Raw genomic sequence first — 25,249 nt, forward strand, 5'->3', positions numbered from 1 at the left:
CCAAACATTTTCCCTTCAAGATAGAAATTTATATCCTTTATTCTGTGCAAAAATTCATATAAATAGTTATATGAGCCAAAATTGTTAGGATTGTTTTCTCTTTTTCATTACCAAGCTATCAGCTGGGTAATGCGCCTTTAAGCTATCCATTTGAGCTTTAGCCCAAGTGATTAAAACTTCCCTCTGTTCTTTGCTGAGATTAGCTTCCTTGTGTAGTCCCAAATAGGTATATGATTCCAATGGCATTTCTTTTTCTTCTACTGTCTCTGCAATTTCTTCCAATTTATGGTTTTGTACCGCAATAGGTAATTTGGTGAAAGTGGAAAGGTTTAAATGTTTCTTCCCATCATTGATATGATGTGTTAAGAAAAATCCAACCGGCTGAATATTATTATACCAAGGATAGGTACTTTTATTCGAATGGCAGTCGTTACATGCTACTTGTAAAATATGATTGACGTTTTCAGGAACTAAGTATTTCGTAGAGATGGCATATGTCTCATCGTTGGTTTCATTTTTTTCTTGATGGATAAATTGTATACCAACCAATAGTACGATTAGGGCAATTAGAATTTTCTTTTTCATGGATATTGTGGGATTAGACTCGGGTTCTTATTCATCTAAATTAAAGAAAATTGTGAATTTTTCCCCCAATTATACTCAAGTCGTGTATTTTCTGGTCAATAAAATTTGTTTCGAAAGAATAATATAGGGGTAGAGGCGTTGACATTTCAGAAAATTCTTTAGAATTTGGGTATCTACGGAAGATTGTGTCATTGTATATAATCAATTAGATATTTAGTGTTATATCTAATTGTGTCGATAAGTGTCTCATCCAGCATGAATGAATTTCTATTTTACAGTCATACTAAAATGGATTTGCATAGTAAAAATGGAACGCAAGATTGGAATCCGTAGTTAACTTATTGAATGTCCATCAAATTTGGAAATTTCTCCTGTTGTTCAAAACGATTAGCCTATGCCAAATAAAAATAGTACTGTCAAAAGTCGCAATCTGTCCTTTTTAAAGGATTTTATTCTCATTACTCTTGGAATATTCTCTGCCTCATTTGGTTTTAAGGGCTTTTTGTTGACCAATCATTTTATTGATGGAGGAGCCACGGGGATATCGTTATTGTTAACGAACGTAACGAAATTACCGCTAGCTTTTTTATTGATTATCATTAATATCCCTTTTGTACTTCTTGGATTGCGGGTGATGGGTAAGACTTTTGCTATCAAGACAGCTTTTGCCATTTCAGGCTTAGCAGCTGTTGTGGCATTTGTCCCATTTCCAGATGTAACGAGTGATAATTTGTTGGTAGCCTTATTTGGAGGATTTTTTCTGGGAGCAGGAATAGGCTTGACCATTCGAGGTGGGGCGGTGATTGATGGAACGGAAGTGTTGGCCATTTATTTAAGTAAGCGATTGGGAACAACGATTGGAGATATCATTATTGCTTTAAATGCGTGTATATTTTTAGCGGCTACCTATTTTTTATCCGTTGAAATAGCCCTTTATTCGATGGTTACCTATTTATCGGCATCCAAAACCTTGGATTTTTTCTTGGAGGGATTTGAGGAATATATGGGGGTGACCATCATTTCTACGGAGCATGCTGCCATTAAGGAAATGATTCAAAAGGAGTTGGGTAGAGGTTTTACCGTATATTCAGGAAAAAAGGGATATGGCAAAAAAGGCGAATCTGAGCATGTGGATATTGTGTATACGATTGTTACACGACTGGAGTTAAATCGACTGAATAATGCTATTGAGCAAATCGATAAAGAGGCATTTGTTGTTATGTCCAGTGTCAAAGATACCAAAGGCGGAATGATCAAACAGAGGCCTTTGAAACATTAGTAGAAATTCAAAAATTGAAGGGAAAAAGTATCTAGAAAAGAGGGATAACTTTCTTGTTTATCAATAGATTTGCCCTAATTAGACATAAAAAAAGGAATAAACTTCGCTGGCTGGACTTTGATCGTCAGATAGAAAGAAATTCCTTTTTTATTTATTTATTAAGAACACGGAGCAACTGACCATTTAAGGTAGTTGTGTTGTTTGTTCTTCGAAATTATATCAAACGATTTGAATTGTATTCAATTATTTTTAAAATTCATAGCTCCACTTGACAATTGTCAATTTTCAATGAATTTGTCTTATTGCGGGATAGCTTGATAATCTTGGGCTAGTCGGCTTAAGGTTTCTGGTCTAATTCCGAGAAATTCGGCGATGTATTTATTGGGAATTCTTGAAATACTTTCTGCATATCCAGAGGCTAAAAAAGCCTCATATCGGTCTTTAGCGCTTGGAATGCGCGAAATGTAGACCCTTTCTTCAGCAGAAACTAGATAAAATTCAAAAAGTGCCCGATATATGGTCGACATATCTGGGAAGTGTTTCAAACAATACTGTAAATCATCAAAATGTAACGATTCCGTTTGCGTAGCTTCAATGGCTTGAATATTTTCTTTACATGGAGTCCTCATGAAGAATCCACCCACAGAAGTAAAAACATGATTTTCCCAATCGACCCACTGGGTTATTTCCTTAGGACCATGTTGGTAAAAACCGCGAACCAAGCCTTTTTTGATTAAATGTAAATGGCTAAATGGTTCCCCTGCTTGGCAAATGAACTCTCCTTTCTTGAAACTATGACTTTTCATGTTAGCCGATAAATATTCTTTTAAATCCTTAGAAATAGGAGTTATGGAATTGAAAAATATCAGACTATATAGGTTCTTTGGAGTTGGTGAAACCATGGTAGAAGATAAGAAACAAACTAGTGATTGCCTATGTAAATGGATGGACATATCACAAATTACCTTAAATGTAATGGCTAAATCCTTTAAATAAAAAGGAATGAGGCTACAATTTTTTGAGGGTAAAAAAAAAACGAAGACTTGTTGCCCTCGTTTTTTAATTAATCTAGGAGTTATGTTATCTATCCAGCGCGGTGCGATTAATAAATACGTAAGTAGAAATATTTGGTTTTACTCCAAAGAAATCAACTACATAATAGTACACGCCATCTGGTAATTTTTTATCTATAGTCAATACATTGTTAGGAGAGCTTTCTCCACCCCAATCGTTTTTATAGTTTTCTGTTTCAAATACTAAATCTCCCCAACGGTTATAGATGCTTAATCTATTACGGAAGTTTAGTATGCCAGGAATCACTAATTTATCATTTACTCCATCATTGTTTGGCGAGATTCCTTGAGGTACGAAAGTATCACAAGTATCTGGGTCCAATCGATTTGGTATACCATCATGATCGCAATCTGGCAAAGCACCATAATTTAAATCATCTTCTAGTATATCTGGAATACCATCATTGTCATCATCTGGGTCGATATAGTCATAGATACCATCTTTATCTGTATCCAATGGACTATTTAGGCTAGTTCCTGCACTAACACTATCAAGAATACCATCATTATCCGAGTCTGTATCTCTGTAATCAGGTAATCCATCTTTATCGGTATCTACCGGACTATCAGGATTTTTGCCTACTTCAATAAAATCTGGAATACCGTCATTATCGCTATCTAAATCTCTGTAATCAGGCAATCCGTCTTTGTCGGTATCAATAGGTTTCGTAGGATCAGGACCGGCTTCAATTTTATCTTTTATAGTATCCCCGTCTGAATCTATATCTCTGAAATCATATAATCCATCTTTATCTGTATCTAATGGAGCATTTGTATTTGGTCCAACTTCTACTTTATCAGGAATGGTATCATTGTCAGAATCTGTATCCTGGTAATCAGGTATTCCATCTTTATCCGTATCATCTGGGATGAGAGAATCTTTACCTGCTTCTAGCATGTCCAGAATCGTATCATTATCTGAATCAGTATCTCGATAATCAGGTAATCCATCTTTATCCGAGTCGATAGGGAGATTGGTATTTGAGCCAACTTCAAGTCGATCTAAGATGCTATCATTATCTGAGTCTATGTCAATATAGTCAGCTTTTCCATCTTTATCTGTATCAACAGGTTTAGTTGGATCAGTGCCAGCTTCTACCGCATCAGGGATTCCATCGCTATCCGAATCGGTATCTCTAAAGTCATATTTTCCATCAAGATCCGAGTCTACTGGATTGCGTGGACTCGTGCCAGCTTCTACATTATCAGGAATTTTATCATTATCAGAATCTAAATCCCTAAAGTCTTCTACTCCATCATTGTCGCTATCCAATGGTTTGAAACCAGCGGCTCCACCCTCAATTTGGTCTGGAATACTATCTCCGTCCGAATCCAAATCTAGGTAATCTGGGGTGCCATCTTTATCGGTATCAACTGGAGATTTTGGATTGTTTCCAGCTTCATAGATATCTAAAATACCATCGCCATCAGAATCTGTATCACGGTAGTCAGCTAGGCCATCTTTATCGGTGTCTACTGGTGTACTTGGCTTGGTTCCCGCTTCTAAAGCATCAGGAATTCCATCTCCATCAGAATCTAAATCTTCAAAGTCTCTAGTTCCATCTTTATCTGTATCCACTGGATTTTCACAAACCACGCTTTCAACTTGATCAGGAATACCATCACCATCCGAATCTAAATCCCGGAAATTAGGGATTTCATCTCCATCGATATCTCCTCCTAATTCAATTCGATCAGGGATGCAATCATTATCAGAATCTAGATCTAGGAAGTCAGGAGAGCCATCTTTGTCGGTATCAATAACAGCTTTGTATTGACCCCTATCATCCCAGCCATCATCATTGTCGTCATTTCTGTTATCACAAGTGGCACATTTATTCTTACCTTCCCAAGCATCAGGAATACCATCTCCATCTGAATCAAGATCTAAGTAATTTGGTACACCATCACCATCATTATCCTGAGAGCGTTCATCGCTATCGCCTAACCAGTCTCCATCCGAATCTTTATCTCGATAGTTAGGTTTACCATCTTTATCAGTGTCTCCTGTAAGTTCGATGCTATCATTGATACCATCTCCATCAGAATCCAAGTCTAAATAATCGGGTGTTCCGTCTTTGTCTGTATCTGGAATTGGAGCAGGGTTAGATTCTAAGAAATCAGCCAAACCATTTCCATTGGCATCTCGTGCAGAGCCATTGATATCCACACGTCCATCATAATTGCTATCAATTACCCCACGAGTATTATTGGTTGCCTCCCAAGCATCCATGATACCATCATTATCTGAGTCTGTATCCAAGTAGTTTGGAATACCATCCCCATCACTATCGATGGTTCTTTCTTGTGAGTCTAAAATACCATCATTATCTGAATCGAGATCAAGGTAATTAGCATGCCCGTCTCCATCACTATCAATATTCTTTTCGATGATATCTAAAATGCCATCATTATCTGAATCTGGATCTTGGAAATTTGGTATACCGTCACTATCAAAATCTTGACAATCTCCCACTCCAATATAGCCACCATAACATTCCATGTCGTTAGTGATACCGTCGCCATCGCAATCACCTAGGAAGTAACGTTGGTATCCTAATGAACCTTTCACTGGAATATAACCCGGTATTCCTCCAATACAAGAGTTCAATGGGGCGGCATCAGTACCATTGGCTGTTCCATCCCCGTCACAGTCTAAAGCTTTCCAAGTAAGGCTTGCTTTAGAGAAATCTTGACTAGAAATTAAATATGAACAAGGGTCATTTTTATCGGTACCATCTGTTGTTTCTTTTTCATCAGAAACTCCATCTCCATCGATATCATCAGCTACAACGACGATGTTTTCAGCTTGTACGCCTGCTCCAGTAGTAGGTGTGAAGGTAAAACCTCCGCTACCAGAACCTCCTTCGTATTTAACACCTAATAAAGAGAAGTCAGCCACACCATTAACAAAGTCAGTTGGACTTGTCAATTTAATGGTACCTGAAAGTCCAGTAACATTACCAGTTAAATTAGTAACAACAACCGTGATATTATTTTGAGAAGCATCAAAGTTTTTCACTACGTTGCCATATTGATCAAGTGCTTTTAGTGATCCAACTAATGGTTGACCAACTGTTTGCTGAGGAGCAAGTGTCACTTCTAACTTAACAAATGTAGAGTTAACAACTTCCACTTGTAATTCCCCTTCTTTTGGTGTGTTAACCACACCGTCTGTTGCTGAAATGGTAGCTGTTTCTGCTTTGTATAATATAATTACTGCATTAGCGATACCATTCGTAAAGGTTAAATTAACCGTGCTTCCAAATTCAGCTAGCGAACTAACAGTTGAGTTTAGACTGATGATGTTGGAGCTTGGATTTTGTACAACGGTATTTCCAGCAGCAGTAGTATTGATATTAACGATAGTAGCTCCTGTTGTTGCATTTGTCTTTTTCACCGTTTGGTTCAATGTTCCTGTACCGCCTCCAATTGATGTTGGTGTATTATTAGGTGCACCTGCACTAGGCTTATATTGTTCAGATGCTGCAGTTGCTCCTGTAAAAGTGATTGGTTTCAATCCAGTATAACTAGGAATGATGTTATCGTATTGGTCTAGCGCTCGAATTGTAATAGTTTGTGTTGTTCCCGCTTCTTGTCTTGTTAATCCAGAAATAAAGTATCTGTACAATGGACCAGGACTCACTGTAAATGCATTACTATCACCTACTTTTCCATTCACATTAGAACCTGCACCCGTACCTGTTGCACGCAATACGATACCTGTTTCAGCTTTATTGTATTGAATTCCTGTAATTGTTACAGAACTTGTTCCTGCTAGGATGGTACCTGTATAAGTGCCAGAAATAGTACCTGTTCCTGTTTTAACACTTATTGTGATCGTTCCATTGGCTGTAGCTAATACCGTGTTGTCATTATCATCGGTTAAGGTTACGGTTATCGTTTGGCTAGAACCAGCTACATAATTACTTAGCGTACTTAGCTTGATTTTAGAACCTACACCTGCACTTACTGCAAAGGCATTAGAATTACCAATTTTACCATTGGCATTACCCGCACTTGTACCTGTAGCTTTTAACTCTACTCCTGATTCTACTTTATCGTAAGTGACACCAGAAATGGTTACACTTGAGTTGCCATTCAGTAGGGTTCCACTGATTGTACCACCTAATGTACCAGTTCCCGTTTTCACACTTAATGTTACTGTTGTATTGACATCTGCATTTACAAGATTGTCATTGGCATCCACTAATGTGGCAGTAACAGAGAATGTGTTTAATGCTACTTTATCTGTGATGGTAGAAATAATGAATCTATTGGCGCCACCAGCACTTACATTGAATGCATTAGAATCACCAGATTTACCTGAAACATTACCAGAACCAGAACCTGTTGCGGTTAAAACAACCCCTGATTCTAATTTGGTATAGCTGACGCCTGAAATAGTTACAGAGCTAGAACCAGCCGTTATAGTTCCTGTTAAGGTTCCTCCCAAGGTACCCGTACCTGTTTTCAAAGTTAAGGTAACTGTTCCATTTGCTGTGGCATTCACTGGATTGCCATTAGCATCCGTGAGTGTAACTGTTACAGGGAAGGCTCCACCTGCTGCTTGACTAGCAATCGTACTAACTACTAATTTAGATGCAGCTCCAGCAACAGAACTAAATCCAGCGGAAGTACCTGTTAAACTAGTATTATCTGTTGCCGTAATGGTCGTGGATGTGCCAGAAACTGTATGTGTCGTAAATGTTACCGTAGCAATTCCATTGGCATCAGTTGTACTAGTTGCCGATGAGAACGAACCATTGACATCGCTTTTTGACCAAGTAACTGTTTTACCTGAACTAGTAACTGGATTGTTATTAGCATCTACTAATTGGGCAGTAATAGTTACTGTTCCACCCGCAGTTGGAGAAGTGTTGCTACTAGTGACAATGTATTTAGCACCTGCACCAGCTACAACATTGAATGTATTAGAATCACCTGTTTTTCCAGTCACATTACCTGATCCAGAACCTGTAGCTGTTAAAGAAACACCTGATTCTGCTTTGGTATAAGTTACACCTGAGATTGTTACTGCACTAGAACCTGAAGTAATAGTTCCTGTTAGTGTTCCTCCAAGTGTTCCATTGCCCGATTTCAATGTTAATGTAACCGTTCCATTCGTTGAAGCATTGACTGGGTTACCGTTGGCATCAGTTAAAGTAACTGTAACAGCGAAAGCCGTTCCAGCTGTTTGACCAGCAATGGTAGAAACAACCAATTTAGTAGCCCCACCTGAACCAGAAGTTATCGTTGGAGAAGTTCCGGTTAAACTCGTATTATCTGTAGCAGTAATAGTTGTAGTAGTTCCTGCAACTGAATGTGAAGTGAAAATTACTGTTGCAGTTCCATTGGCATCAGTTGTACTAGTAGCTGATGAGAATGATCCATTGGCATCACTTTTCGACCAAGTAATGGTTTTTCCTGAAGTACTTACTGGATTATTATTTGCATCCAATAATTGGGCCGTGATGGTTACTGTACCACCGGCAGCAGGGGAAGTAGAACTACTTGTAACTAAATATTTAGACGCGGCCCCTGGCACTACAGTGAATGCATTGGAATCACCTGTTTTACCAGACACATTACCAGCAACCGATCCTGTGGCAGTTAATACAACACCTGTTTCCGCTTTGGTATAAGTCACACCAGAAATAGTCACAGCACTAGAACCCAAAGTGATGGTCCCTGTCACTGTACCACCCAAAGTACCCGTACCCGTTTTACGAGTTAAAGTAACGGTTCCGTCCGCTGTAGCTAAAACAGGGTTACCATTGACATCTGTTAATGTAACTGTCACAGCGAATCCTGTTCCAGCCGTTTGTTGAGCTATATTGGAAACCACTAATTTAGTAGCAGTACCAGCAGTATAGGTAATGGTAGATTGGGTTTGAGAACCCGTTCCACTTTTCACAGCAGCAGCACCTAATGTTGCCACGAATACACCAGAACCAGAGGCAGTAGGAGAAGTGACAGTAGCGGTATAAGTACCATTGCTATTATCAGTAACTGAACTGATGGTACCAGTACCTGAAGATTTGGTGATGGTGACAGTTGCACCACCAGCAGTTAAGCTATTACCATTAGCATCTTTGGCAGTTACCGTTAATACCTGTGTGGTAGAGCCATCAGCTACAATACTAGCCGAAGTAGGAGTTAACGTAGAAGCAGTAGCATCGGCAGCGCCTGCAACAACATTGAATGCATTGGAATCACCTGTTTTACCAGACACATTACCAGCAACCGATCCTGTGGCAGTTAATACAACACCCGTTTCAGCTTTGGTATAAGTTACACCTGAGATGGTTACTGCACTAGAACCTAAAGTTATGGTTCCTGTCACTGTACCACCTAAAGTACCCGTACCTGTTTTTCTTGTTAACGTAACAGTTCCGTCTGCTGTAGCATTCACGGCATTACCGTTTGCATCGGTTAAAGTAACCGTTACGGAGAATCCTGTACCAGCCGTTTGTTGAGCGATTGTCGAAACAACTAATTTAGAAGCTCCGCCAGAACCCGCAGTGATGGTCGATGTAGTACCAGTCAAGCTAGTATTATCTGTTGCTGTGATGGTAGTAGAAGTTCCTGCAACCGTATGTGCTGTAAAAGTTACAGTTGCTGTTCCATTCACATCGGTTGTACTTGTTGCTGATGAGAATGAACCATTGGCATCGCTTTTCGACCAAGTAATGGTTTTACCCGAAGTACTTACTGGGTTATTATTAGCATCTACTAATTGTGCCGTGATGGTTACTGTACCACCTGCAGCAGGGGAAGTAGAACTACTTGTAACTAAATATTTAGAGGCGGCCCCAGGCACCACGGTGAATGCATTGGAATCACCAGTTTTACCATTGACATTACCCGCAACAGATCCAGTGGCAGTTAATACAACACCTGTTTCCGCTTTGGTATAGGTTACTCCAGAGATGGTTACTGCACTAGAACCCAAAGTTATGGTTCCAGTCACTGTACCAACTAAAGTACCCGTACCTGTTTTTCTAGTTAAAGTAACGGTTCCGTCTGCCGTAGCATTCACGGCATTACCGTTTGCATCGGTTAAAGTAACGATGACGGAGAATCCTGTACCTGCCGTTTGTTGAGCGATAGTAGAAACGACTAATTTATTAGCTGTTCCTACAGTAGAACTAATTCCAGCGGAAGTACCTGTTAAACTAGTATTATCCGTTGCAGTAATGGTCGTGGATGTTCCAGAAACTGTATGTGTGGTAAATGTTACTGTAGCAGTTCCATTGGCATCAGTTGTACTAGTTGCCGATGAGAATGAACCATTGGCGTCGCTTTTCGACCAAGTAACGGTTTTATTTGAAGTAGTTACTGGATTGTTATTGGCATCTACTAATTGGGCAGTAATTGTCACTGTACTTCCTGCAATTGGAGAAGTGTTACTACTGGTTACAATATATTTAGCACCTGCACCCGCAACTACGGTGAATGTATTGGAATCCCCTACTTTACCATTAACGTTCCCAGCAACAGATCCTGTGGCAGTTAATACAACACCTGTTTCTGCTTTAGTATAAGTTACCCCAGAGATAGTTACGGCACTATTGCCAGATAAAATAGTTCCAGTTAATGTACCACCTAAAGTACCCGTACCTGTTTTTCTAGTTAACGTAACAGTTCCGTCTGCCGTAGCATTCACGGCATTACCGTTTGCATCGGTTAAAGTAACAATTACGGAGAATCCTGTACCAGCTGTTTGTTGAGCTATAGTTGAAATAACTAATTTAGAGGCTCCACTTGCATCCGATGTGATATTGGATGTAGTACCTGTTAAACTTGTATTGTCTGTTGCTGTGATCGTAGTAACAGTATTCGCCACTGTATGTGCTGTAAAAGTTACAGTCGCAGTTCCATTGGCATCGGTTGTACTAGTTGCCGAAGAGAATGATCCATTGGCATCACTTTTCGACCAAGTAACAGTTTTATTTGAAGTACTTACTGGATTATTATTTGCATCTACTAATTGTGCCGTGATGGTTACTGTTCCACTTACCACTGGAGAGTAATTACTACTAGTTACTAAATATTTAGATGCGGCCCCTGGCACTACATTGAATGCATTGGAATCTCCTGTTTTACCAGAAACATTCCCTGCAACAGAACCAGTGGCAGTTAATACAACACCTGTTTCCGCTTTGGTATAGGTTACTCCAGAGATGGTTACTGCACTAGAACCCAAAGTGATGGTTCCAGTCACTGTACCACCTAAAGTACCTGTACCAGTTTTCAAGCTTAGCGTTACTGTACCATCGGCGGTAGCTAAAACAGGGTTACCGTTTACGTCAGTTAACGTAACTGTTACAGCGAATCCAGTACCAGCTGTTTGTCCAGAAATAGTCGAAACAACTAGTTTAGTGGCAGTACCAGCAGTATAGGTAATGGTTGATTGAGTTTGAGAACCTGTACCACTTTTCACAGCAGCAGCACCTAATGTTGCCACGAATACACCAGAACCAGCGGCAGTAGGAGAAGTGACCGTAGCGGTATAAGTACCATTGCTATTATCAGTAACTGAACTGATGGTACCAGTACCTGAAGATTTGGTGATGGTGACAGTAGAACCACCAGCAGTTAAGCTATTACCATTAGCATCTTTGGCAGTTACCGTTAACACCTGTGTGGTAGAGCCATCGGCTACAATACTAGCCGAAGTAGGAGTTAACGTAGAAGCAGTAGCATCGGCAGCCCCTGCAACAACATTGAATGCATTGGAATCACCCGTTTTACCAGACACATTACCTGCAACAGAACCAGTGGCAGTTAATACAACACCTGTTTCTGCTTTGGTATAAGTTACACCTGAAATGGTTACTGCACTAGAACCCAAAGTGATGGTTCCAGTCACTGTACCACTCAAAGTACCTGTACCTGTTTTCAAGCTTAGAGTTACTGTCCCGTCAGCTGTAGCTAAAACAGGGTTACCGTTCACATCCGTTAGCGTAACAGTTACAGCGAATCCAGTACCAGCTGTTTGTCCAGAAATAGTCGAAACGACTAGTTTAGTAGCAGTACCAGCAGTATAGGTAATGGTTGATTGAGTTTGAGAACCTGTACCACTTTTCACAGCAGCAGCACCTAATGTTGCCACGAATACACCAGAACCAGCGGCAGTAGGAGAAGTGACCGTAGCGGTATAAGTACCATTGCTATTATCAGTAACTGAACTGATGGTACCAGTACCTGAAGATTTGGTGATGGTGACAGTAGAGCCACCAGCAGTTAAGCTATTACCATTAGCATCTTTGGCAGTTACCGTTAACACCTGTGTGGTAGAGCCATCGGCTACAATACTGGCCGAAGTAGGAGTTAACGTAGAAGCAGTAGCATCGGCAGCCCCTGCAACAACATTGAATGCATTCGAATCACCTGTTTTACCAGACACATTACCTGCAACAGAACCAGTGGCAGTTAATACAACACCTGTTTCTGCTTTGGTATAAGTTACACCTGAAATGGTTACTGCACTAGAACCCAAAGTGATGGTTCCAGTCACTGTACCACCCAAAGTACCTGTACCAGTTTTCAAGCTTAGCGTCACTGTACCATCGGCGGTAGCTAAAACAGGGTTACCGTTCACATCCGTTAGCGTAACAGTTACAGCGAATCCAGTACCAGCTGTTTGTCCAGAAATAGTTGATACAACTAATTTAGTAGCAGTACCAGCGGTATAAGTTATAGTTGATTGTGTTTGAGAACCCGTTCCACTTTTCACAGCAGCAGCACCTAATGTTGCCACGAATACCCCAGAACCAGCGGTAGTAGGAGAAGTGACCGTAGCGGTATAAGTACCATTGCTATTATCAGTAACCGAACTGATGGTACCAGTACCTGAAGATTTAGTAATGGTGACAGTAGAGCCACCAGCAGTTAAGTTATTACCATTGGCATCTTTGGCAGTTACCGTTAACACCTGTGTGGTAGAACCATCAGCTACAATACTAGCCGAAGTAGGAGTTAAAGTAGAAGCAGTAGCATCTGCAGCACCAGGGATTACATTGAATGCATTCGAATCACCCGTTTTACCAGACACATTACCAGCAACAGAACCAGTGGCAGTTAATACAACACCTGTTTCTGCTTTGGTATAAGTTACACCTGAAATGGTTACTGCACTAGAACCCAAAGTGATGGTTCCAGTCACTGTACCACCCAAAGTACCTGTACCAGTTTTCAAGCTTAGCGTCACTGTACCATCGGCGGTAGCTAAAACAGGGTTACCGTTCACATCCGTTAGCGTAACAGTTACAGCGAATCCAGTACCAGCTGTTTGTCCAGAAATAGTTGATACAACTAATTTAGTAGCAGTACCAGCGGTATAAGTTATAGTTGATTGTGTTTGAGAACCCGTTCCACTTTTCACAGCAGCAGCACCTAATGTTGCCACGAATACCCCAGAACCAGCGGCAGTAGGAGAAGTGACCGTAGCGGTATATGTACCATTGCTATTATCAGTAACTGAACTGATGGTACCAGTACCCGAAGATTTGGTGATGGTGACAGTAGAGCCACCAGCAGTTAAGTTATTACCATTGGCATCTTTGGCAGTTACCGTTAACACCTGTGTGGTAGAACCATCAGCTACAATACTAGCCGAAGTAGGAGTTAAAGTAGAAGCAGTAGCATCTGCAGCGCCTGCAACAACATTGAATGCATTGGAATCACCCGTTTTACCAGACACATTACCTGCAACAGAACCAGTGGCAGTTAATACAACACCTGTTTCTGCTTTGGTATAAGTTACACCTGAAATGGTTACTGCACTAGAACCCAAAGTGATGGTTCCAGTCACTGTACCACCCAAAGTACCTGTACCAGTTTTCAAGCTTAGCGTCACTGTACCATCGGCGGTAGCTAAAACAGGGTTACCGTTTACGTCAGTTAACGTAACTGTTACAGCGAATCCAGTACCAGCTGTTTGTCCAGAAATAGTCGAAACGACTAGTTTAGTAGCAGTACCAGCAGTATAGGTAATGGTAGATTGAGTTTGAGAACCTGTACCACTTTTCACAGCAGCAGCACCTAATGTTGCCACGAATACACCAGAACCAGCGGCAGTAGGAGAAGTGACAGTAGCGGTATAAGTACCATTGCTATTATCAGTAACTGAACTGATGGTACCAGTACCCGAAGATTTGGTGATGGTGACAGTAGAGCCACCAGCAGTTAAGTTATTACCATTGGCATCTTTGGCAGTCACAGTTAACACCTGTGTGGTAGAACCATCAGCTACAATACTAGCCGAAGTAGGAGTTAAAGTAGAAGCAGTAGCATCTGCAGCGCCTGCAACAACATTGAATGCATTCGAATCACCTGTTTTACCAGACACATTCCCTGCAACCGATCCTGTAACAGTTAATACAACACCCGTTTCTGCTTTGGTATAGGTAATTCCTGTAAATGTAACATCACTTCTTCCACTAAATATAGTTCCCGTCAATGTACCACCTAAAGTACCCGTACCTGTTTTTAAGCTTAGAGTAACAGTTCCATCTGCTGTCGCATTTACTGTGTTTCCATTGGCATCGGTTAAGTTTACGATAACACTGAAAGTTGCGCCAGCTGTTTTGGTACCAATATTGGTGATAACTAATTTAGAAGCAGCTCCCTCAGAATAAGTTATGGTGGATTGAGTTTGAGAAGCAGTACCATTTTTTACTTGTGCTCCTCCTAATGTAGCTACAAAAACTCCCGTTCCTGTTGAGCTAGGAGAAGTTACCGTAGCAGTATATGTTCCATTACCTACGTCACTAACACTACTGATACTTCCTGTTCCAGATTGTTTTGTAATGGTTACAACATCACCACCAGAACTTCTCGTATTTCCATAGGCATCTTTCGCTGTAACTGTTAATACTTGTGTGGATGAACCATTTGCAGTAATATTAGCTACTGTCGGGGTCAATGTAGAAGCTGTAGCATCTACTGCACCCACTGTTACTGCGATATCATCCGTGGCATCAACCACACCAGCTCCTGCATCGGCAGGGGTAGCATCTGACATCGTTACGGTATAGGAAGCAACGGTGTTTTTCTCGAACCAGAAATTAACGGTAGAAGAGCCATCAGCAAAATCAATGCTTGTAATAACGTTACCTCCACTGGCTGCGTCATAAAATACACCGCTATTAGTAGATGTTAAATAGGCTGTTTGAGTCCCAGTTGTATACGGCAATGAAGCAGCATCTAATCGAGTACCTACATAGGCAGCCCTAGTACCTGTCGTGATATCCGCAGGACTATTTAATGTAAAGTTAGTAGCGCCAGTGGTTTCTCCAATAAAAAAGTCAGAGAATGAGTTAAACCCTTGTCCTTTAATAGTTTTGGTTGTTCCATCGACACGCACATGTCCACTTGGGGCTTTCCAAGAGCCTGAGTTTTTACGAACAATCATGTTAGAAAGGCTGGCTGACCCTGCAATATCACCATTAGGGAATCCTAATGTAATGTTATAAGTAGTAAAGCCATTGGCTGCGGCTCCACTACCATCAGTTACGCGCCATTTTCTTTTGACATATTTATCTCCACGAATACCAGAACCACTGATGGAGGTATTATCAGCCAATGAATTGGTAGAAGATTCAATGGTTAAATCAGAAGAAGCAGCGCTTCTGCCTACAAAATCCAAAGTTACTGGAGTATATGCTGTTGCATCACCAATAGGGAAGGAAACAGAAGGGTCCGTTTGTTTTGGAATAACTCTTGAAATGGTACCCTCCACATAGCGGGTATCAGATGCACCTGTTATACTGGCATCACTAGGAAGGATAATTTTTTTGTTATTCCCCATGACCACATGTCCTGATACCAAGTTTAATGTATTATTGATGTTTAAATCAGAAGGTATCGTTAATGAAGTTCCTCCAGTTACATTGACTTTCAGTTCTTTTAAACTTTGTCCACCAGATGCAAAATCCAAGGTAGGACTTCCACTCGTTGTGTTTACGTGTAAGGTAGAAAGTGTCGTTCCTTTTAATTTACCACCGCTTGAACCATTTACGGTTTCATTTAAAGTTAGGGTATTATTGTCTCCAATGGAGAATGAACCACTTTTTAAATAGAAGTCTTTAGCAATGCTAACATTACCATGCATGATTTGACCCGTATAGGAGTTATCCCATTCGAAATTCAAAAATGCTTGATCAAATCCTCCAGTCAATGAAGTTGAACTTAGTCCAGTAACTTTAGTTAAGGCACTACTTGTAAGCGTATTCCATAATGCTTTTGGTATAGCTCCTCCATCTCTTGCATGCCAATAGGTACCACCATGGAAATTAGGTAAGTATCCATTGCCAGACTCATTGGTATTTGTAAAGGTTCCACCTGAGTTTTTAAATGTACCATGCGTATGGACATTGTACTCTCCATCTATACCTGAATGGTGATTTAAAGTAAGGGTTCCACTTGTTGTAAGATCAAATGTTCCATCGATAATCATACTATATAAGGAAACATCTTGACTTAGAGTCGTGGTGATTCCAGTTGGTATTTTAACGATATCATATTTGTCGTAGATGTATTTAATTCCCACCGTATCTGTAAAGGAGGTTCCTCCATCAGATGATATGGCCCAGGTCACAGCATTCCAATTTCCTGTTGTTTTCGGAGAATATATTTTTCCTTCTACAATTCTAAAAGCAGCACTAGTTCCAGTTGTTAAACCTGGGCCACCTACAGTATATTTAGCTGCTTTGATGGTAGCATTTGTGTTAACGGAATATGGATTGGTTGTTTTATCAATTGTTGATACTTTATATCGAACATATGAAATATCGGTATAATATGAACTGGTTGGGATGGTTGCTTGAATAGGATTAGATTGAACCACATTAGAAGCGTTTGTTCTTTCAATTCCATCCGAAGTTCTATCGGTTGCTCCAATAAATAAACTTAGTTCTACTCCAATATCAGACGGCGCTGGAGAGAAGTTGCCATAGGCATCTAATAGATTTACTCGGACAAAATTGTTATTGATACCCATCACACCAACAGATGGAGTGATATCTGTCACTGTAATCGTTGTTGGGGTATTTGGGGATATGATAAATGTATTTGAAATTGTTTCAGTAAGTGATCCACTAGTAGCTTTTAACTTATATGCTGAAGCACTTGATTTATTGATTGAAATATCCGAGAAAGTAGCCTCACCAGCTACGGCCGCCTGAGTCAAGGTCCCTGAAAGTGTGCCCGATGCAGGATTGGTATCGATGGATAAAGTAATGTTGTCCGTGGCTGTAGTTGGGTTGCCAGCTGCATCTAGTATCTGAACTTTGATGGCTGGACTGATACTAGAACCTGCTGTGGCATTACTTGGTTGCACACTAAATGCCAATTTTGCAGCACCTGAATTGGAAATATTAAAGGTGTTGGAAGTGGCACTTGTTAACCCGGAACTTGTAGCAGTTAAAGTATATCCATTGGCCGTATTATTGATGGACAAGTCACTAAATGTAGCTACTCCACTTACAGCAGCAACTGTTTTGGTGCCAGATAAGGTTCCTGATCCAGCATTGGTTCCAAAATCAATGGTAACGTTAGCGGTAGAAGTGGTTAAATTACCATTAATATCTTCGATTCTAACTTTTACTGCTGGATTAATAGAGGCTTGTGATGCTGTATTACTTGGTTGAACTTGAAATGAAAGTTTGGCTGCTGCCCCTACCGTATAAGTAATAACACTATGTTGTCTAGAACCTGTACCATTTTGAACATTGGTCCCATCTATGGTTGCGATGAATTCACCGGTACCAACAGTCGTTGGGGAGGTAACTGTTGCGGTATAAGTTCCATCTCCAACATCACTAACACTACCTACAACACCTGTACCCAAATGTCGTGAAATAATTACGGTAGCTCCACCAACTCCCACATTATTACTATTAGCATCTTTGGCAGTGATGGTTAACACTTGAGTAGAAGAACCATTGGCCGTAATACTTGCTGCAATAGGCGATATGGTTGATTTAGCAGCGTCTACTGCTCCCGGATTCACCGTGAATGCATTAGAATCACCTGTTTTACCAGACACATTCCCCGCAACTGATCCTGTGGCAGTTAATACAACACCTGTTTCTGCTTTGGTATAAGTGACCCCAGAGATAGTTACAGCACTATTACCAGTTAGAATAGTTCCAGTTACGGTACCACCTAAAGTACCAGTACCTGTTTTTAATGTTAAGGTCACGGTGCCATCTGCTGTAGCATTCACTGTATTACCATTCGCATCTAATAATGTGACAGTAACGGCAAATCCCGTACCTGCTGTTTGTGTAGAAATGTTAGAAACGGATAGTTGAGAAGCAGCCCCTGCGACAACATTGAATGCATTGGAATCACCTGTTTTACCAGAGACATTCCCTGCAACCGATCCTGTAGCAGTTAATACAACACCCGTTTCTGCTTTGGTATAAGTGACCCCAGAGATAGTCACAGCACTATTACCAGTTAGAATAGTTCCAGTTAATGTACCACCTAAAGTACCCGTACCCGTTTTACGAGTTAAAGTAACGGTCCCGTCCGCTGTAGCTAAAACAGGGTTACCGTTTACGTCAGTTAGCGTAACTGTCACAGAGAATCCTGTCCCAGCAGTTTGTTGAGCTATATTGGAAACCACTAATTTAGTAGCCGTACCAGCAGTATAGGTAATAGTTGATTGAGTTTGAGAACCTGTTCCACTTTTCACAGCAGCAGCACCTAATGTTGCCACGAATACACCAGAACCAGCGGAAGCAGGAGAAGTGACCGTAGCTGTATAAGTACCATTGCTATTATCAGTAACTGAACCAATGGTACCAGTACCCGAAGATTTGGTGATGGTGACAGTCGAGCCACCAGCAGTTAAGTTATTGCCATTAGCATCTTTAGCAGTCACGGTTAACACCTGTGTGCTAGAACCATCAGCTACAATGCTAGCCGAAGTAGGAGTCAAGGTAGAAGCAGTAGCATCTGCAGCACCAGGAGTATATGTAATGGTGGATTGCGTTTGAGAACCCGTACCACTTTTCACAGCAGCAGCACCTAAGGTTGCCACGAATACACCAGAACCAGTAGCAGTTGGAGAAGTTACCGTAGCGGTATAAGTTCCGTTCCCATTATCAGTAACCGAACTGATGGTACCAGTACCTGAAGATTTGGTGATGGTGACAGTAGAGCCACCAGCAGTTAAGTTATTACCATTGGCATCTTTGGCAGTGACTGTTAATACCTGAGTAGAAGAACCATTGGCTGTAATACTAGCCGAAGTAGGAGTCAAAGTAGAAGCAGTTGCATCTGCAGCACCCGGTATTACATTGAATGCATTGGAATCACCTGTTTTACCATTGACATTACCCGCAACAGAACCTGTGGCAGTTAATACAACACCCGTTTCTGCTTTGGTATAAGTCACCCCAGAAATAGTCACAGCACTATTACCAGAAAGAATAGTTCCAGTTACTGTACCACCTAAAGTACCATTACCTGTTTTTAATGTTAAGGTTACAGTACCATCTGCAGTAGCATTCACCGTATTACCATTCGCATCTAATAATGTGACAGTAACGGCAAATCCCGTACCTGCTGTTTGTGTAGAAATGTTAGAAACGGATAGTTGAGAAGCAGCCCCTGCGACAACATTGAATGCATTGGAATCACCTGTTTTACCAGAGACATTCCCTGCAACCGATCCTGTAGCAGTTAATACAACACCCGTTTCTGCTTTGGTATATGTGACCCCAGAGATAGTCACAGCACTATTACCAGTTAGAATAGTTCCAGTTAATGTACCACTTAAAGTACCCGTACCCGTTTTACGAGTTAAAGTAACGGTCCCGTCCGCTGTAGCTAAAACAGGGTTACCGTTTACGTCAGTTAGCGTAACTGTCACAGAGAATCCTGTTCCAGCCGTTTGTTGAGCTATATTGGAAACTACTAATTTAGTAGCCGTACCAGCTGTATAGGTAATAGTTGATTGAGTTTGAGAACCCGTTCCACTTTTCACAGCAACAGCACCTAAGGTAGCTACGAATACACCAGAACCAGTAGCCGTTGGAGAAGTTACCGTAGCGGTGTAAGTACCGTTCCCATTATCTGTAACCGAACTGATGGTACCAGTACCTGAAGATTTGGTGATGGTGACAGTAGAGCCCCCAGCCGTTAAGTTATTACCATTAGCATCTTTGGCAGTTACGGTTAATACTTGAGTAGAAGAACCATTGGCTGTAATACTAGCCGAAGTAGGAGTCAAAGTAGAAGCAGTTGCATCCGCAGCACCCGGCGTATATGTAATGGTGGATTGTGTTTGAGAACCCGTTCCACTTTTCACAGCGGCAGCACCTAAGGTAGCTACGAATACACCAGAGCCAGTAGCCGTTGGAGAAGTGACCGTAGCGGTATACGTACCGTTCCCATTATCAGTAACCGAACTGATGGTACCAGTACCTGAAGATTTGGTGATGGTGACAGTAGAGCCGCCAGCAGTTAAGTTATTACCATTGGCATCTTTGGCAGTTACGGTTAACACCTGAGTAGAAGACCCATTGGCGACAATACTAGCCGAAGTCGGAGTTAAAGTAGAAGCGGTAGCATCCGCAGCCCCTGCGACAACATTGAATGCATTAGAATCACCTGTTTTACCAGAGACATTCCCTGCAACCGATCCTGTGGCAGTTAATACAACACCCGTTTCTGCTTTGGTATAAGTGACCCCAGAGATAGTCACAGCACTATTACCAGTTAGAATAGTTCCAGTTAATGTACCACCTAAAGTACCCGTACCCGTTTTACGAGTTAAAGTAACGGTTCCGTCCGCTGTAGCTAAAACAGGGTTACCATTGACATCTGTTAATGTAACTGTCACAGAGAATCCTGTTCCAGCCGTTTGTTGAGCTATATTGGAAACCACTAATTTAGTAGCAGTGCCAGCTGTGTAAGTTATAGTTGATTGTGTTTGAGAACCTGTACCACTTTTCACAGCAGCAGCACCTAATGTTGCCACGAATACACCAGAACCAGCGGCAGTAGGAGAAGTGACCGTAGCGGTATAAGTACCATTGCTATTATCAGTAACTGAACTGATGGTACCAGTACCCGAAGATTTGGTGATGGTGACAGTAGAACCACCAGCAGTTAAGTTATTACCATTGGCATCTTTAGCAGTTACCGTTAACACCTGTGTGGTAGACCCATCAGCTACAATACTAGCCGAAGTAGGAGTTAAAGTAGAAGCAGTAGCATCTGCAGCACCTGGCGTGTATGTAATGGTGGATTGCGTTTGAGAACCAGTACCACTTTTCACAGCAGCAGCACCTAATGTTGCCACGAATACACCAGAACCAGTAGCCGTTGGAGAAGTGACAGTAGCGGTATAAGTACCGTTCCCATTATCAGTAACCGAACTGATAGTACCAGTACCTGAAGATTTGGTGATGGTGACAGTAGAGCCGCCAGCAGTTAAGTTATTACCATTAGCATCTTTGGCAGTTACGGTTAACACCTGAGTAGAAGAACCATTGGCTGTAATACTAGCCGAAGTCGGAGTTAACGTAGAAGCAGTTGCATCCGCAGCACCCGGCGTATATGTAATGGTGGATTGGGTTTGAGAACCCGTACCACTTTTCACAGCAGCAGCACCTAATGTTGCCACAAATACACCAGAACCAGTAGCTGTTGGAGAAGTGACAGTAGCAGTATATGTACCGTTCCCATTATCAGTAACCGAACTGATGGTACCAGTACCCGAAGATTTAGTGATGGTGACAGTGGAACCCCCAGCAGTTAAGCTATTACCATTAACATCTTTGGCAGTTACTGTTAATACCTGAGTAGAAGAACCATTAGCTACAATACTAGCCGAAGTAGGAGTTAAAGTAGAAGCGGTAGCATCTGCAGCACCCGGCGTATATGTAATGGTGGATTGTGTTTGAGAACCCGTACCACTTTTCACAGCGGCAGCACCTAATGTTGCCACAAATACACCAGAGCCAGTAGCCGTTGGAGAAGTTACCGTAGCGGTATACGTACCGTTCCCATTATCCGTAACCGAACTGATGGTACCAGTACCTGAAGATTTGGTGATGGTGACAGTAGAGCCGCCAGCAGTTAAGTTATTACCATTGGCATCTTTAGCAGTTACGGTTAATACCTGAGTAGAAGACCCATTGGCGACAATACTAGCCGAAGTCGGAGTTAACGTAGAAGCGGTAGCATCTGCAGCACCTGGCGTATATGTAATAGTGGATTGTGTTTGAGAACCCGTACCACTTTTCACAGCAGCAGCACCTAAGGTAGCTACGAATACACCAGAACCAGTAGCTGTTGGCGAAGTGACAGTAGCAGTATAAGTACCGTTACCATTATCAGTAACTGAACCAATAGTACCAGAACCCGAAGATTTCGTGATGGTAACAGTAGAGCCCCCAGCAGTTAAGTTATTACCATTGGCATCTTTGGCAGTTACGGTTAACACCTGAGTAGAAGACCCATTGGCGACAATACTAGCCGAAGTCGGAGTTAACGTAGAAGCAGTAGCATCTGCAGCACCTGGCGTAATGTTAAAGTTTGATGAAGTAGCCCCAGTTAGCACTCCACTTGTTGCAGAGAAATTATAACCTGTTCCTGTTTTGTTGATAGACAGATCATTGAAAGTAGCTATACCATTTACAGCATTTCTAGTTACTGTACCAGATAAAGTTCCAGATCCAGGGTTCGTATTTATGGCTAAAGTAACACTGTTGGTAGCTGTGGATACTAAATTATTGGAGGCATCCTCTACTCTTACAGTCACATTCGACATGGTTGCTCCAGCAACGGTATTGGCCGGTTGGGTCCCAAACGTTAATTTACTTGGGGTTGAGGTTACAATGTTGAACGTGTTTGATGTAGCAGTGGTTAGCGCTCCACTAGATGCAACAAGAGTATACCCTGTTCCGGTATTGTTAATACTTATATTAGAGAAGGTCGCTTCACCTGCTACTGCTGCTTGTGTTAGTGTCCCAGAAAGGGTTCCAGAAGCAGGATTGGTTCCTATGGCTAAAGTTACATTGGCTGTTGAACTTGTCAAGTTGCCATTGGCATCCTCAATTCTTACTTTAATAGCAGGTGAGATGGAAGATGCGGCTGTAGCATTACTTGGTTGAACGGAGTAGCTTAGCTTACTCGCTGTTCCAGCGTTCACTACAGTACTTGCTCCAGTATTGGCTGTTAGTGTAGCAGCTTGGTCAGTAGCAGTAACAGTTTGATTTCCGGCAGTTTTAAATGTTAGGGCAAATTGTTTTGTTCCACTTGCCAAAGTAGCACTACTTGGAAGTGTTGCCTGTCCATCTGATGAAGTAATAACGGCAGTGGGGGTAGCGGAGGAAACAAGATTCCAATAGGCATCCACCGCATTGACCGTAAAGTTAAATGAGGAACCTGCAGTTTGAGCTGTTGGTGTACCTGTTTTACCAGTTGTTGTACCCGGAGCAGCTGTTTCTCCTGGCATGATTACTTGTAGTTTATTGACAGTTCCAGCGGTTACAAGTGTCGTAGAACCTGTATTGGCCGTTAATGTGGCAGCTTGGTCAGTTGCCGTAACGGTTTGATTTCCTGCTGTTCTGAATGAAACAGTAAAAGTACCTGTTCCGGCACTTAATGCAGCGCTGGAAGGATGCGTATCATTGGCATCACTGGTTGTTATGACTACTGTAGGTGTTGAAGCAGTAATTTTATTCCACCATGCATCTACGGCATTGACGGTAACTGTTGTGTTTGAACCAGCTGCTTGGTTAGTTGGAGTACCTGTTTTACCTGTTGCTGAACCTGGATCGGCTGTTTCTCCAGGCATTAAGACTTGTAATTTAGCTACGGGGCCTACTACATAACCTACTGAAGCAGATCCTGTTAGGATGGATTCAAATCCTGAGGCCACAACTGTAGCTTGATAATAAATGGTTTGCGGGGCAATGGTGCTACTTACTGTAAAAGTAGCGATACCACTGGCATCCGTTGTTGCACTTGATGGACTAATGGTTGATTTAGTGGTAGGGCTAATTAAGCCGACATCTGAAAATTGAGCTAATGTAACAGTGGCACCAGTTAAAGCTGTACCACCAGCATTTTTTGCTGTTACCGTTAAAGTCGTAGTTCTTTGATCTGCAATGACACCAGTTGTACTTGCCGGAGTTAATGTAGAATTAGCAGTAGATGGAGCGTTGGTCGTAGCATAACTGTCCAAAGCGGTACCCGCTGGGCCATTATTACCACTTAATGAGGAAGAAGAAGTATAGGCATTTGTTGTTGCATTAACTAATAAGACAATGATATACCCTTGATTGGAAAGCGTAGTTCCTGAACTATATTGATTAAAGTACACGGAGTTAGGGCTACCACTTTGATCACGCCAGTTGATTTCACCTGTTACTGGTGATGAAATACTTCCCCCAGTAGTTTTATAAGTAAAAGTTACTACAGCCGAGCCACCACCACCGGCAGTACCAGAAAAGTTACAGTTAGTACCTCCACCGGAACAAACTGTTTCAAAACGGAAATTACTCCCACTAACTTTAGCGCCATTGATATTGACAGTTGAACCAGACCCTTTAGCGGCTGGCCATATACTTTGAGTCACTAAAGCAGCTTCCTCAACATGAATGGATTTTCCGTAAACCAAAATACGGTTGCTATCATCGCGCAATTTGGCTCCTTTAATTTCTTCGAGGGCCAATGTATACCCCATTTCTTGGGCAGCAAATAAGGCTCCTTCATCACCAGGAGAGTCAATTTCTCCATTTAAATAAAAGTCAATCGCATGTCCATATTCTTGCAATAATAAGCCCACCATCTGGCGATCATTGGCTTCTGGGTAAAAGAATGATGCTTTACCTGCCACGTATTCTTCATTGAAGAATATGATAGGTTTACCCGTTGGACCGTGGTTGGCATAGGCTGCCATGGCTCCATTGATAACCGACCAATTTAATAACTGAACAGGTATATTAAACCCCTGATTCAAAACAGCATTACGCAGTTCTTCTACTTTTAAAGTAAAAGCTAAATCCGATTTTGATTTATTTCCAGGGAAATAGGAAAATAATAAGTCTTGGTAATTTGATTTTTGAAACAATTGAAACAAGAGCTTATTTACCTCTTTATTGGCCTGAATGATACGCAGCTCTTCTGGACTTTTAGGCTTGCCTGGAGTTTGATCAAAAAATACCACATCCATTCCTGCCTGAGACTTAATAGGTGCAGGAAAGTTTAACGACAACTCGGTGGAAGTGTTAATTTTTGGATAATCTAATGTGGAATTTTTCTCCATGCCATTTGCTTC

4 protein-coding genes are annotated in these 25,249 nt (G+C 41.5%); 1 reads left to right on the plus strand and 3 read right to left on the minus strand.

Going from position 1 to position 25,249, the window contains the following annotated elements; all coding sequences use genetic code 11:
* Positions 1-84 precede the first annotated feature (84 nt).
* Positions 85-585 carry a heme-binding domain-containing protein gene (locus tag HME7025_RS00980; RefSeq protein WP_109321852.1) on the minus strand — a complete coding sequence of 167 codons (501 nt, stop codon included), beginning with the start codon at positions 583-585 and terminating at the stop codon, positions 85-87.
* Positions 586-979: 394 nt separating this feature from the next.
* Between HME7025_RS00980 and HME7025_RS00985 the strand changes: the two genes are divergently transcribed.
* Positions 980-1,864 carry a YitT family protein gene (locus tag HME7025_RS00985; RefSeq protein WP_109321853.1) on the plus strand — a complete coding sequence of 295 codons (885 nt, stop codon included), beginning with the start codon at positions 980-982 and terminating at the stop codon, positions 1,862-1,864.
* A 299-nt stretch (positions 1,865-2,163) separates the two neighbouring features.
* On the opposite strand, the gene HME7025_RS00990 is transcribed toward HME7025_RS00985, so the two are convergent.
* Both HME7025_RS00990 and HME7025_RS01000 read right to left on the minus strand, forming a co-directional pair.
* Complete coding sequence (locus HME7025_RS00990; protein WP_161956182.1) at positions 2,164-2,817, minus strand: Crp/Fnr family transcriptional regulator; 654 nt, start codon at positions 2,815-2,817, stop codon at positions 2,164-2,166.
* A gap of 127 nt (positions 2,818-2,944) precedes the next feature.
* On the minus strand, positions 2,945-25,237 hold the full coding sequence (locus HME7025_RS01000) for an invasin domain 3-containing protein (RefSeq protein WP_161956183.1): 22,293 nt from the start codon (positions 25,235-25,237) through the stop codon (positions 2,945-2,947).
* Positions 25,238-25,249 lie beyond the last annotated feature (12 nt).

It is taken from the genome of Aquirufa nivalisilvae, assembly GCF_003143535.1.
In the GTDB taxonomy this organism is placed as follows: domain Bacteria; phylum Bacteroidota; class Bacteroidia; order Cytophagales; family Spirosomataceae; genus Aquirufa; species Aquirufa nivalisilvae.